Annotated in this window: 9 protein-coding genes; 2 read left to right on the top strand and 7 right to left on the bottom strand. The window is 71.0% G+C overall.

What is annotated here, in order from left to right:
• Window positions 1-762 (top strand): ABC transporter ATP-binding protein, encoded by a 762-nt coding sequence (locus J2X41_RS11930; RefSeq protein WP_310082077.1) that lies wholly within the window; start codon window positions 1-3, stop codon window positions 760-762.
• 98 nt (window positions 763-860) lie between these two features.
• Here the strand turns inward: J2X41_RS11930 and J2X41_RS11925 are convergent, their stop codons facing one another.
• From J2X41_RS11925 to J2X41_RS11900, 6 genes are all read right to left on the bottom strand, one after another.
• Window positions 861-1,184, bottom strand: coding sequence for a DUF3892 domain-containing protein (locus tag J2X41_RS11925; protein ID WP_310082076.1), 324 nt, complete (start codon window positions 1,182-1,184; stop codon window positions 861-863).
• Window positions 1,185-1,354: 170 nt separating this feature from the next.
• Window positions 1,355-3,217 (bottom strand): allophanate hydrolase, encoded by a 1,863-nt coding sequence (locus J2X41_RS11920; protein WP_310082075.1) that lies wholly within the window; start codon window positions 3,215-3,217, stop codon window positions 1,355-1,357.
• Complete coding sequence (gene uca / locus J2X41_RS11915) at window positions 3,214-6,939, bottom strand: urea carboxylase (RefSeq protein WP_310082074.1); 3,726 nt, start codon at window positions 6,937-6,939, stop codon at window positions 3,214-3,216. The genes J2X41_RS11920 and uca overlap by 4 nt, the downstream gene beginning before the upstream one ends.
• Before the next feature lie 10 nt (window positions 6,940-6,949).
• The gene (locus tag J2X41_RS11910; RefSeq protein WP_310082073.1) at window positions 6,950-7,579 is read right to left on the bottom strand and encodes an urea amidolyase associated protein UAAP2; all 630 of its coding nucleotides are present in this window, start codon (window positions 7,577-7,579) and stop codon (window positions 6,950-6,952) included.
• Between the two features lie 5 nt (window positions 7,580-7,584).
• Window positions 7,585-8,409 (bottom strand): urea amidolyase associated protein UAAP1, encoded by an 825-nt coding sequence (locus tag J2X41_RS11905; RefSeq protein WP_310082071.1) that lies wholly within the window; start codon window positions 8,407-8,409, stop codon window positions 7,585-7,587.
• Window positions 8,409-8,870 (bottom strand): CopG family ribbon-helix-helix protein, encoded by a 462-nt coding sequence (locus tag J2X41_RS11900; RefSeq protein WP_404979933.1) that lies wholly within the window; start codon window positions 8,868-8,870, stop codon window positions 8,409-8,411. Before J2X41_RS11900 ends, J2X41_RS11905 begins: the two co-directional genes overlap by 1 nt.
• 368 nt (window positions 8,871-9,238) lie before the next feature.
• On the opposite strand from J2X41_RS11900, the gene J2X41_RS11895 reads away from it, so the two are divergent.
• Window positions 9,239-10,453 (top strand): OmpA family protein, encoded by a 1,215-nt coding sequence (locus J2X41_RS11895; protein WP_310082068.1) that lies wholly within the window; start codon window positions 9,239-9,241, stop codon window positions 10,451-10,453.
• Window positions 10,454-10,727: 274 nt separating this feature from the next.
• On the opposite strand, the gene mnmD is transcribed toward J2X41_RS11895, so the two are convergent.
• Window positions 10,728-12,536: a tRNA (5-methylaminomethyl-2-thiouridine)(34)-methyltransferase MnmD gene (mnmD, locus tag J2X41_RS11890; protein ID WP_310082067.1), complete on the bottom strand. Its 1,809-nt coding sequence runs from the start codon at window positions 12,534-12,536 to the stop codon at window positions 10,728-10,730.
• Window positions 12,537-12,547: the final 11 nt, after the last annotated feature.

The following is a 12,547-nucleotide window of genomic DNA, read 5'->3' as shown; positions in this document are numbered from 1 at the left end:
ATGGACCTCCTGACCTTCCGCAACGTGTGGGTGGAGTATGGCGACAAGGTCGTGCTCGAGAACGTCGACCTGTCGATCAAGCAGGGCAGCTTCGTCTCCATCGTCGGCCCGTCCGGGGCGGGCAAGAGCACCTTCCTGCGCCTGGCCCTGGGCCAGGAGGCGCCGACCAAGGGCGCGATCGACCTGGACGGCCGCAAGCTGCGCGCCGAGCCAGGACCGGACCGCGGCGTGGTATTCCAGAAATATTCGGTGTTCCCGCACCTGAGCGCCCGCGACAACGTGATCTTCGGTCTCGACTGCGAAGGCTCGCCGTTGCTGGGACGACTGTCGGGCGCCAGGCGCCGCGCGGCGGCCGAGCAGGCCGACCGGATGCTGGCCGCCGTCGGCCTGGGCGACAGCGGCGACGTCTATCCAGCCCAGATGTCGGGCGGCATGCAGCAGCGCCTGGCCATCGCCCAAGCCCTGGTCAAGAAGCCGCGCATCCTGCTGCTGGACGAGCCGTTCGGCGCCCTGGATCCCGGCGTGCGCCTGGACATGCACGAGCTGATCACCGGCCTTTGGCGCGAGCATGGCCTGACCATCATGATGGTCACCCACGACATCAAGGAGGCCTTCAAGCTGGGCACCCGCGTCCTGGCCTTCGACAAGCGCCGGCGCGACCCGCAGGCCCCGCACCGCTACGGCTCGACGGCGGTCTACGACTTCCCACTGGACAAGCCCGGGGCGGTGGGGCCGGAGGCGCTGGCGGGGTTGGGCGGCTAGAGCATCGCGCGGAAAAGTGGATGCCGGTTTTCCGCGAAAGCGATGCGAAAACAAAAATCTAGAGCAAACCGCGCGATTTTTATATCACGCGGTTTGCTCTAGGCGACCTGAGCGCTGGCCGCGGCCATCTGGGCCTCGAATTCCGGATTGGCCGGAAGCTTCAAGAGTTCATGGGGTTCGTTGCGGTCGTTGGCCGTCTTCAGATAACGGGCGCCCGTGCGGCTGGTCAGGGCCTCGACCTTCACCTCGACCCCGTCGCGCATCACGAAGAACCGGCGCTGACCCGCCTCGGCCAGCTTGACCGCCTGCCGGATCGTCAGCGACCAGGGCTCCGGCGTATCGCCGCCGACATGGGAAATCCGCTCGTAGGTGGTGTGGCGTCCGTTCTGGGCGATCCAGGTGATTTCGGCGTGCTTGGGCATCGTAGTTTCCGGGTCCGGGCAGGGCGCGCGGCGAGACCCGGCTACGCGACGGTCGCGTGGTCGGAACGTCGAGACGATTGTCTGCTGTGCATGGGCGCCAAGTTCGGCGCGTGGGCAATCCTAGCAGGTTTCCCGCGATTCCGGGGAAAAATGCTTGGAAGTCCCGTCCGTTAGCCCGCCAGCGAGGCGATATAGGCCCGCCAGCCGCCCAGCTCGGTGATGTCCGTCGCGCCGTTCAGGGCGCGGGGCTCGGCGACGAAACCCTTTACCGAGGTCCCGTCCTCCAGGGTCACCGTGCCGATGGCAAGGGGGGCGGGAACCTCGGCGGTGAAGCTGCCGAAGGCCTCGAAGTCCAGCTCATAGACCTCGACCAGGATCGCGCTTCCGCCGTCTCCGACATGGACCAGGGCGGGCTTGGGCGGGGTGGTCTCGGCCATGGCGTAGAGCCTGTAGGCCGGCGCGGTCCGGGTCGCGGCGACCAGCCGGGCCTCGCGCGAGGTCAACTGCCAGTGCAGCGGCATGCCGGCCAGGTGGGCGCCGACCACGGCCAGCTTCACGCCGGACTTGCGGGGCGTCAGGTCGAGCGGGGGCATGTCGGCCATGGGGAAGGTCTCCAGGTAACGCTCGGCCAGGGCCAGCAGCGCGCGGTCGGCGAAGGCCGGCCCGATCAGGGTGACGCCGAAGCCCGTGCCGCTCTCGCGGAAGCCGGCCGGGACTGCGAGGGCGCTCATGTCGAGCAGGTTCACGAAATTGGTGTAGAGGCCGAGATTGGCGTTCAGCGCGATCGGCTCGGCCAGCACCTCCTTCAGGCGATAGATGGTCGGGGCGGTGGGCAGCAGCATCACCTCCACCGCCTCCCAGATCGGCTCGGCCGACCGGCGATAGGCCTCCAGGGCGTAGAGGCCGTTGAAGGTCTCGACGCCGGTCACCGCCAGGCCGCCCTGGACAATGGCCCGCACGGTCGGATGGATCGCGCCGGGCGCATCGCGCAGCAGGGCCTCGACGGCCGCCGTGCGCTCGGCCACCCACGGGCCGCTGTAGAGCAGCTTGGCGCAGTCCAGCAGGGGGGCGATGTCGATCTCGACGGGCGTTCCGCCGGCCGCGGTCATGCGGTCGATGGCGGCGGCGTAGAGGGCGGCCGATTGTTCGTCGCCGAGGAACAGGCGCTGGTCGGGAAACGGGATCCCGAAGCGAACCCCCCTCCGGCCCTCCAGGCCACCTCCCCCAGAGGGGGAGGATCTAGCGCCGCCCAGATGCTCCCCCTCTGGGGGAGCTGTCGCGAAGCGACTGAGGGGGTTTTCCGATGCTCGCCGCGAATAGTCGTCCTCCGCGTCAAACCCCGTCAGCACCTCGTCCACCAGCGCCGCTCCGGCCAGGTCGGCGGCGAACACGCTGACGCAGTCCAGCGAGCGGCAGGCGGGGACCACGCCGCGCGTGCTCCAGCGGCCCTTGCTGGGCTTGAGCCCGATCAGGTGGTTGAAGGCGGCCGGCACCCGGCCCGAGCCGGCGGTGTCGGTGCCCAGGGCGAACGCCACGAGGCCCGCCGCCACGGCCACCGCCGAGCCGGAGCTGGAGCCGCCGCTGACATAGGCCTGGTTGAACACGCACAGCGGCGCGCCATAGGGGCTGCGGACTCCGACCAGGCCGGTGGCGAACTGGTCGAGGTTGGTCTTGCCGATCAGCACCGCCCCGGCCTCGACCAGCCGCTCGACCACGGTCGCCGACCGATCGGGCGTGTAGGCGAAGGCCGGGCAGGCGGCGCTGGTCGGCAGGTCGACGACGTCGATATTGTCCTTCACCGCGAACGGGACCCCGGCCAGGGGCAGGAGCTCGCCGGCCGCGACCCTGGCCTCGACGGCCCGGGCTTGGGCCAGCACCGCCTCGGGCGGCAGGCGCAGGATCCAGGCTTGGGGCTGGACCAGGTCGTAGGCGGCGACGGCGTCGAGCGCCCCTTGCGCGACGGCGACCGCGCTGGCTCCGTCGTTGACGGCCTCGGCGATGGCGGTGACCGACAGGCGCTGGAAATCGCTCATGCGGCAGCGTCCCCAAGACTGGGCAGGTCCGGGGCGATGGCCACGATCGGCGCGCCGGCGGCGATGGCCTGGCCGGGCTGGGCGTAGACGGCGATGACGAGCCCGGCCGTCGGGCTGTTGACGTCGCACTCGGCCTTCATGGCCTCGATCACCGCGATCACCGCGCCGGCCGCGACCCGTTGGCCGGGCTCGACCAGCACCTTCCAGACATTGCCGCCCAGCGGGGCCTCGACCAGGTCGCTGCCCTCGGGCGCGACGATCGCGACGGTCTCGCCGGCGTCGCCGGCGACGCTGGACAGGGCCTCGACCCGGGCGAATTCGCCCTTGGCCTCCCAGTCGGCGCGCTCGGCGTCGAAGGCGGCCTGGCGGGTGGACTGGAAGGCCTCGATGCTGTCGGCGTTGTCGGCCAGCATCTTGCGATAGTCCGAGAGCCGGAAGGTCTCCTGGTCGATGCGGATCTGGCGACGGCCCAGCGGGAAGTCGCGACGCCATTCGACCAGTTCATCGGCGCTGACCGGGAAGAAGCGGATCTGGTCGAAGAACCTTAAGAGCCAGGGCTTGCCATCGGTGAAGGCCTCGGTCTGCCGCCAGGTGTTCCACACCTGGATGGTGCGCCCGAACAGTTGGTAGCCGCCAGGCCCCTCCATGCCGTAGATGCACATATAGGCGCCGCCGATGCCGACCACGTTGGGCGGAGTCCAGGTGCGGGCCGGATTATATTTGGTGGTGACCAGCCGGTGGCGCGGATCGACCGGCGTGGCGACCGGCGCGCCCAGATAGACGTCGCCCAGGCCCATCACCAGGTAGCGGGCGTCGAAGACGATCCGCTGGACGTCGTCGATGCTGGCCAGGCCGTTGACCCGACGGATGAACTCGATGTTGTCGGGGCACCAGGGCGCGTCGTCGCGGACCGCCTGCATGTACTTGTCGATGGTCTGTCTGATTGCCGGGTCGTTCCAGCTCAGCGGCAGGTGGATCACGCGCGAGGGGATCTCGAAGTCGTCCAGCCCGCCCAGCCGTTCCTCGGCCGCGACCAGCACGGCCAGCAGGTCGGCCTGGGTGAGGCGGCGGCTGTCATAGTGGACCTGCAGCGAGCGGATGCCGGGCGTCAGGTCGATGACGCCGGGCAGGGCCAGGGCTTGAAGATCGAGCAGCAGGGCGTGGATGCGCAGCCGCAGCTCCAGGTCCAGCACGATCGGGCCGTACTCGACCAGCAGGTGCTGGTCGCCCTGGCGGCGGTAGGTGACGCGGGGGCGGTGGCCGTCGGCGGGGAGTTCGGCCAGGATGGGGCCGTCCCCCTCCATCGGCTTCGCCGCCACCTCCCCCAGAGGGGGAGGATCTTGCCGGGCCGTCAGTTGCTCCCCCTCTGGGGGAGCTGTCGCGGAGCGACTGAGGGGGCTCACCGCGCCGAGCAAAGCTTCCTGTTTGGAAAGAGCCAAGGCCGCCGCCGCGTCGTCCACGACCGCGAACCGCACGGTGTCCCCCGGCGCCAGCTGTCCGGCCTTCCAGAGGTCGGCCTGGATGATCACGAACGGGCAGACGAAGCCGCCCAGGGACGGGCCGTCCGGGCCCAGGATGATCGGCATGTCGCCGGTGAAGTCGACCGCCCCGACGGCGTAGGCGTTGTCGTGGATGTTGGACGGGTGCAGCCCCGCCTCGCCGCCGTCGCGGCGGGCCCATTGCGGCTTGGGGCCCACCAGGCGCACGCCGGTGCGATTGGAGTTGTAGTGGACCTTCCAGTCCGTCCCGCCGATCATCGCGACATCGGCGGAGGTGAAGAAGTCGGGCGCGCCGTGCGGGCCGGGCAGGACGCGGATGGTCCAGGCCTTGGTCGTGGCCGGGCGAAGGGCAGAGGGCAGGGGCGCGGTCGGGGACAGGCACATGTGCCTGTCCCCATCGGAGGCCAACCGCAGCACGTCGCCGGCCGTCAGGTTGCGGCCGGCATGACCGCCGAAGCCGCCGAGGGTGAAGGTCGAGCGGCTGCCCAGATAGGCCGGCACGTCCAGTCCGCCCTGGAACAGCAGATAGCCGCGCAGGCCGGCCCCGACCACGCGGCCGATCTTCAGCACCTGGCCCGGCGCGACGGCGAACGGCGCGTAGGCCGGGGCCGCAACGCCATCGAGCTTGGCGTCGAAGGTCGCTCCGGTCAGGCAGACCACGGCGGCGCGGTTGAACTTCAGCGTCGGGCCGAGGGCTGTGATCTCAAGCCCGGCCGCGTCGTCGCCATTGCCCAGCAGGCGGTTGCCCAGCCGGAAGGCCAGGTCGTCCATCGGCCCCGACGGCGGCACCCCGACGTCCCAGTAGCCTTGCCGCCCCGGCCAGTCCTGGACGGTGGTGGCAGGGCCGCCGCTGAGTACCTGAATGGTGTCCGGCGTCCAGGCCACGGTCTCGAGGGCCCGGGTCGAGACCTGGCCGGTGACGAAGGGCGGGCTGCGGACCACGGCCCGCAGCCAGTCGAGATTGGTCTCGATCCCCGCCAGGCGGGTGTCGTCCAGCGCCGCCTGCAGGGCCGTCACCGCCGCCGGGCGGTCCGGCGCGGTGACGATCAGCTTGGCCAGCAGCGGGTCGTAGAAGGCGCTGACCTCGGTCCCGTCGACCACCCAGCCGTCGGCGCGGACGCCTTCAGGGAAGCGCACCTGGGTCAGCACGCCGGAACTGGGCCGATAGTCTTGGGCCGGGTCCTCGGCATAGAGCCGCACCTGGATCGAGGCGCCCTTGGGCTCGGGCGGCGGGGTGTCGAGGAAGGCGAAGTCGCCGGCCGCCCCGCGCACCATCCATTCGACCAGGTCGACGCCCGTCACCTGCTCGGTGACGCCGTGCTCGACCTGCAGGCGGGTGTTGACCTCCAGGAAGAAGAAGTCGTCGCGCTCGGCGTCGTAGAGGAACTCCACCGTGCCGGCCGAGCGGTAGTTGGCGGCCGAGGCCAGGCGCGTGGCCGCCTCCAGCAGGGCCGTACGGGTGGCGGCGGGCAGGCCGGGGGCGGGGGTTTCCTCGACGACCTTCTGGTTGCGCCGCTGCAGCGAGCAGTCGCGTTCGCCCAGGGCCACGACCCTGCCGGCCCCGTCGCCGAACACCTGCACCTCGACATGGCGGGCCTGGCGCACATAGCGCTCCAGGAACACGCCGCCGTCGCTGAAATTGCCCGTCGCCAACCGCTGGACGGCGGCGAAGGCCTCGGCCACGGCTTCGGCGGTCTCGCAGACCCGCATGCCGATGCCGCCGCCGCCGGCCGTGGCCTTCAGGATGACCGGAAAGCCGATGCGCTCGGCCGCTTCCAAGGCGGCGGCCGGATCGACCAGCAGATCGGTGCCCGGCGCCAGCGGCACGCCATGGCCCTGGGCCAGGTCTCGCGCGGTGTGCTTGAGGCCGAAGGCGCGGATGTTGTCGGCGGTCGGGCCGATGAAGGCGACGCCGGCCGCTTCGCAAGCCTCGGCGAAGCTCGCGTTCTCGCTGAGGAAGCCATAGCCCGGATGGATCGCCTGGGCGCCCGTCGCCTTGGCCGCGGCCAGGATCAGGTCGCCGCGCAGATAGCTGTCGGCGGCCGGGGCCGGACCGATCCGCACCGCCTCGTCGGCCAGGCTGACGTGCAGCGAACCGGCGTCGGCGTCGCTGAACACCGCCACGGACTTCACGCCCATCGCCTTCAGCGTGCGGATGATCCGGCAGGCGATGGCGCCGCGGTTGGCGATCAGGACCTTGTCGAAAGGGACCTTGTCGAGCATGGGGGCGGCCCTATTCCGTAACGATCATGCGCACGGGCGTCGGGTTGAAGCCGTTGCAGGGGTTGTTGATCTGCGGGCAGTTGGACACCACCACCACCACGTCCATCTCGGCCCGCAGGTCGACGTGGAGGCCGGGCGCCGAGATGCCGTCGACGATGCCCAGGGCCCCGTCGGCCTCGACCGGCACGTTCATGAACCAGTTGACGTTGCCGACCATGTCGCGCTTGCCGCGGCCGTGGCGGGCGTTGGCGATCAGGAAGTTCTCGACGCAGGCGTGCTGGGCCTTGGTGTGGTGGCCATAGCGCAGGGTGTTGCTCTCGCACGAGCAGGCCCCGCCGATGGTGTCGTGATAGGCGACGGCGGTGGCGGTCACGGTCATCATGGCCGCGCCCTCGTTGGACAACAGCACCGAGCCCTCGCGCAGGAAGATGTTGCCCTGGGCCGCGATGGTGTCCTGGGCGCTGTAGCGCTCGGCGTCGTCGGCGGCGCTGTAGGCCAGGAAGTCGACGGCCTGGTTGCCCTCCAGGTCGACGATCCGCAGGGTCTGGCCGGCGTTGATCCTATGCAGCCAGGGCGCGCGGGCTGGCACGACCTCGTCATGGACGACGGTTCCGGCCAACGGGGGCGGGGCGTGGGTCATGGCGCTCACCGACGGTAATAGTCTTCGACGTTGAGGAAGGCGCGCAGGCCCTCCGGCGTCGCGTTGCGGATCGGGTCGGCCTCCGGCGTGACGGGCCCGCGCCAGGCGGTGGCCCGCAGCGGGGTGACGGCGTAGGCCGGGCGCGGGTCGAGCACGTGCGGGCAGTTGGCCAGCACGACGATCAGGTCCATCTCGGCCCGCAGGGTGACGAACCGGCCGGGCGGATAGGGACCGACATCGAGCACCGTCTCGCCGCCCTGGGCGATCCGCACGTCCTTGAACAGGTTCAAGCAGGGATGGATGTCCTTGCGGCCCAGGCCGAACTTGGCCGCGCCCAGCGAGAAGCGGTCACGGGCGTTGGGATGGGCGCCGTGATTGAAGCCGTCGCCGTACTTGCGGGCGTTGCTGGCCTGGTTGGAGGCGCCGCAGAAGGCGTCGTGGGTTCCGGCCGTGTCCTCGACCAGGCTGGCCAGCACCCGGCCCATGTCCGACAACAAGAGCCGGCCTTGGCCCAGATAGCCGTTCCACTGCACCTTCAGGGTGTCGGCGATGTTCAGTCGCTCGACCGGGCGCTCGGCGTTGAACAGCAGCAGCGACGGGCTCGCGTCGCCGTCCAGGTCGGTCAGGCGCAACCGGGTCCCACGCGCGATCTGGCGGCTGGCGTAGCCGCCCGGCGCGATGGTCTCGTCCCAGACCACGTCCTGCGCCGCGACGCCAGCCGGCAGGTCGACCGCCGCCGTGGCCGGGACGGTCGGCATGGCTTCGGCCCGAGTTCCGGCCTGGGCCCGGGCGTGGGCCTGGGCGGCGTAGGGATCGGCGGTCTGGCTCATCAGGCCGGTTCTCCGTCTTCGCCATGGAAGTGCAGCGGCGGCAGCAGGGCGGTGGTGGTGACCAGCTTGATCTGCTGCACGCCCCGCACCTTGCGCAGGTCGTCGCACAGCTGCTGCAGGCGCTCGAACGGACCCTGGACCAGAAGCACCTCCATGGCCTGGTCGTCCTCCAGGAAGACGTTCTGGGCCGAGATCACTTCCTTGACGTAGCCGAGCTGGGTCTGGGCCAGGGCGTGGCGCACCCGTCCGCTTTCGGCGCGATAGATCAGGGTGATGGTGCCGGCCAAAACGGCTTCCGGACGCTCGGCGCTGTGCTCGGCCAGCTCGTGGCGGATCAGTTCGGCGATCATCTGCGAGCGGCTGGGCAGGCCGCGTTCGGCGACCATGGCGTCGAGCTGCGCCATCAGCTCGGCCGGCAGGCTGATGCTCAGGCGGGCAAGGGTGGAGGGGAGCGTATCCATGAAGACCATCCCATCGTCGATATTACGAAGGATGCAATGTGTAATACTGGGCGCGGCGCGGGTCGATGCGAGGCGCCTCTGTTTTGGGCGCGGTGCGACCGATCGTTGCGCACCCGGGGGCGCGATGATTCCCAGGATCGGAGTTTCCCGCTTTCGCGAGGCGTCGGGGGTTGAAGATCTGCCGACGACTTGGGAGAACGCTGCTATTCTTCCGCGGACGACGCCGGGTTCCCGGGCGTTGCGTCGCTTTTCCGACGAAATGGCGCGAATGTGGCGCCTTAGCCACACCTGATTTTGCTACTGGCGCGTTTGTCGTCGTGAGGTCACTCCCAAGCTGGCTTCAAGACATTCACGTAGAGGGTTACATCATGAAAATCCGGTTGCTGGCTGGTGTCGCGACGTTGGCGCTCTGCGCCGCGTCAGGCGCCTCCGCCCAAAGCGCATTGAGCGGATGGTACGTCGCCGGCGACGTCGGGTACCATACGACCGACGGCGTCAAGGCTTCGTCGTCCACGGGGGCTTCGGACTGGACGTTCTCCGCCAAGGACGACTGGGCCGCCTTTGGCCGTATCGGCTACAAGCTGACCCCGAACTGGCGCGTCGAGGGTGAATACGGCTATCGCTCGGGCGACATCGAAAGCGTCCGGGGTTCGGGCGGCGATCCCCAGCCGATCGGCCTCTGCACCGCCGGCATCGAGCGCACCGCCGCGGCCCCGACCTGCGGCAAGCCGAACGGCGACCTGAAGGCCACGACCCTGATGGCCAACGTCATCTATGACTTCATGCCCGATTCCAGCTGGCGTCCATTCATCGGCGCCGGCGTCGGTACGGCCTGGGTCCACAACAAGGTCTATGGCCAGCTGTCGGGCGTCCCGGCCGGCGCCGCCCAGTTCCAGAACACCAGCTTCGACGACGTCGACCAGGCCCTGGCCTACCAGGGCATCCTGGGCATCGCCTGGGACTTCGCCCCGAACTGGTCGCTGGACCTGACGGGCCGCTACCTGCAGACCGACGACCTGCAGTGGGGTTCGGTGACGACCAATGTCGGCGGCCCGGGCCACTTCGGCGCGGTGACCGACGTCGGCACCTACGAAGGCAAGTACAAGGACACGTCGCTGACGCTGGGCGTCCGCTACACCTTCGGCTCGCCGCCGCCTCCGCCGCCCCCGCCGCCTCCGCCGCCCCCGCCGCCGCCGCCGCCGGAACCGCCGCCCCCGCCGCCCCCGCCGCCAGCGGCTCCGGCCTACGAGGCGCGTGAGTTCGTGGTCTACTTCCCGTTCGATCAGTACGTGCTGACGCCGGAAGCCCAGTCCGTGGTCTCGCAAGCGGCCGACTACGCCAAGGGCGGCAATGCGACGAAGATCACCGTGGTCGGCCACACCGACACCTCGGGGTCTCCGAAGTATAACGCCAAGCTGTCCGAGCGCCGCGCCAAGGCCGTCGCCGACGCTCTGGTCGGCGCCGGCGTCCAGGCCACCACCCTGGCGGTGGACTGGAAGGGCGAAAGCGAACCGGCCGTCGCCACCGGCGATGGTGTGAAGGAACCGCTGAACCGCCGTTCCACGATCTCGATCAACTTCTAAAGATCGCGATCACGACGAAGATGGAGGGCCCGGCGGCGACGCCGGGCCCTTTTTCTTTCGCTTCCCGCGCAGACAGGGGAAGCGGCGCGCCATCGTCCCAAAAGAAAGACGCCCCCGACGGTGTCGAGAGCGTCATCGTCCGGAAAGCCCGAGAGGGCGTCGGGCGCCGGTCAGGCCGACATTCTGCGGCGTCGGCTCCAGTGGCGAAAGTTCGCGGCGAGCCTTGGATCTGCGGCGAAGACCTCGCGGGTTGGGAGCGCTCCAACTCGGCCGACTATACCGCCCCGGAGCCCTCGGCGCGCGACGAAAATCGTGAGGGCTCGACCAGGTCCGACAAGGGGCGAGGCAAGGGAGACGGCAGGGCGAGGATCCGCGCCGCCAAGTGCTCGGCCAGCAGCGGCGCCAGGCAGAAGCCGCGTCCGCCCAGGCCGCCCAGCACGAACAGCCCGCCCGGAACGCCCGGGACCGCGCCGGCCAGCGGCAGGTGGTCGGCCGTGGCGGCGCGCACGGCGGCCCGGCCCCGCAACGGCGCGTCGGCCAGTCGGGCGGCCAGGGCGGGCAGCCCCTTCGCCAGGGCCTGCAGGTTGCGGCGATCGCCGGTCTTCCGGGTGTCGGTCTCGACCACGCCGCGATCATGGGTGGCCCCGAACAGCACGCCGTCCCGCGTGGGAATGGCGTAGGCGCCGAAGACGGCGGGAGCGGGCGCCGGGCGCTCGGTCCAGGTCGCCTGGCCGCGCACCGGGCGGACCGGGGCGGCGGGCCACAGCCGGGCCTGGTCCGCCCCGCCGGCCAGCACCACGGCGTCGACCTGGGCCAGCAGGCGGTCGTCCGGATCGTACAGCCGCCAGCTTCCGTCCTCGCGCGCCAGCCGGGCGACCCGCGCGAGGGTCGCCGGACCGCGCCAGGCCTCGATCACGCGCTCGGGCTCCACGATCAGGGCGTCGACCATGTCCAGGGCGGGAGCGGCGACCGGTTCGTCGAGTCGGGCGGCGGCGAGATCGGCGTCGCGCAAGGTCATCGCACCCGGCTCGAACAGGTCCTGGGCGGCGACGGCGGCATGGCGCTCGCCATCGCGCGGCGCGACCGCCAGCTTCAGCACGCCGCGGGCGATCACCGCCTCGGGCAGGCCGGCATAGAGGGCGACGGCGCGGGCGAACGTCTGGGCGGCCAGGGCGGCGCGTGGGCCGCCGCCGGCGTCCAGGGCCGGGGTGACCAGGGCGGCGGGGTTGCCCGAGGCCGGCGCGACGCCCTCGTCGAACACCGCCACGTCCAGGCCCTCGGCCCGGGCGGCCCGGGCCATGGCGGCGCCGGCGATTCCGCCGCCGATCACCGCCAGGCGGCGCGGGCGAACGGACGCGGGAGGCTCGCCCGGAAGGATCGCCTCCAATCGCTCCTTCTTGCGACCGAAGCCGGGGCGCTTGTCGACCTGGAAGCCGGCGGCGGCCAGGCCGCGCCGCACCGCGCCGGCCACGGTGAAGGTGGCGGCGCGCGCGCCCGGGGCGCTGCGGGCGGCCACGGCGGCCAGGACCTCCTCGCGCCACATGGCCGGGTTCAGGGCCGGCGAGAAGCCGTCCAGGAACCAGGCGTCGGCCGCGCCGTCCCAGGCGGCCAGGGCGTCCTCGACCTCCATCACCGCCAGGTCGAGGGTCGCGTCGAAGCCGGGCAGGTCGACCCGGTGAAAGCCGCGCGCCCGGCCGGGCCAGTGGTCGAGCAGCACGCCGGCCGCCTCGCCCAACTCCGGCCAGACGGCCAGGGCCCGCGCCGCCTCGTCGCGGGTGATCGGATGGGCCTCGATCGAGAAGACGTGCAGGCGCTGGCCGGGGCTCTTCTCGCGCCGCCACAGGTCCAGCAGGGCGGCGATGTTCAGGCCGGTGCCGAAGCCGAGCTCGCCGACCACGAAGCGGTCGCGCCCCCGCCAGGCGGTGGGCAGGTCGCAGCCGGCCAGGAACACCGCGCGGGTCTCGGCCAGGCCGTCGGCGCTGGAGAAATAGACGTCGCCGTACAGCGCCGACTGCGGCAGGCCGTCGTCGCGCCAGACGAGGGGCGAGATCGAAGAGCCGGGGGACGGGGCGGGATCGCTCATGCGCCGCTTAT

Source organism: Caulobacter sp. BE254, from assembly GCF_031457295.1.
Lineage (GTDB): Bacteria > Pseudomonadota > Alphaproteobacteria > Caulobacterales > Caulobacteraceae > Caulobacter.
The sequence above is the reverse complement of the archived record's forward strand: the minus strand, read 5'-3'. Positions and strand labels throughout refer to the sequence as shown.

Bases quoted from the DNA above. Each gene is read 5' to 3' on its own strand.
- J2X41_RS11900 (WP_404979933.1), bottom strand. From the start codon at position 8,870: ATGGATACGCTCCCCTCCACCCTTGCCCGCCTGAGCATCAGCCTGCCG.
- J2X41_RS11895 (WP_310082068.1), top strand. From the start codon at position 9,239: ATGAAAATCCGGTTGCTGGCTGGTGTCGCGACGTTGGCGCTCTGCGCC.
- uca (WP_310082074.1), bottom strand. From the start codon at position 6,939: ATGCTCGACAAGGTCCCTTTCGACAAGGTCCTGATCGCCAACCGCGGC.
- J2X41_RS11930 (WP_310082077.1), top strand. From the start codon at position 1: ATGGACCTCCTGACCTTCCGCAACGTGTGGGTGGAGTATGGCGACAAG.
- J2X41_RS11920 (WP_310082075.1), bottom strand. From the start codon at position 3,217: ATGAGCGATTTCCAGCGCCTGTCGGTCACCGCCATCGCCGAGGCCGTC.
- J2X41_RS11905 (WP_310082071.1), bottom strand. From the start codon at position 8,409: ATGAGCCAGACCGCCGATCCCTACGCCGCCCAGGCCCACGCCCGGGCC.
- mnmD (WP_310082067.1), bottom strand. From the start codon at position 12,536: ATGAGCGATCCCGCCCCGTCCCCCGGCTCTTCGATCTCGCCCCTCGTC.
- J2X41_RS11910 (WP_310082073.1), bottom strand. From the start codon at position 7,579: ATGACCCACGCCCCGCCCCCGTTGGCCGGAACCGTCGTCCATGACGAG.
- J2X41_RS11925 (WP_310082076.1), bottom strand. From the start codon at position 1,184: ATGCCCAAGCACGCCGAAATCACCTGGATCGCCCAGAACGGACGCCAC.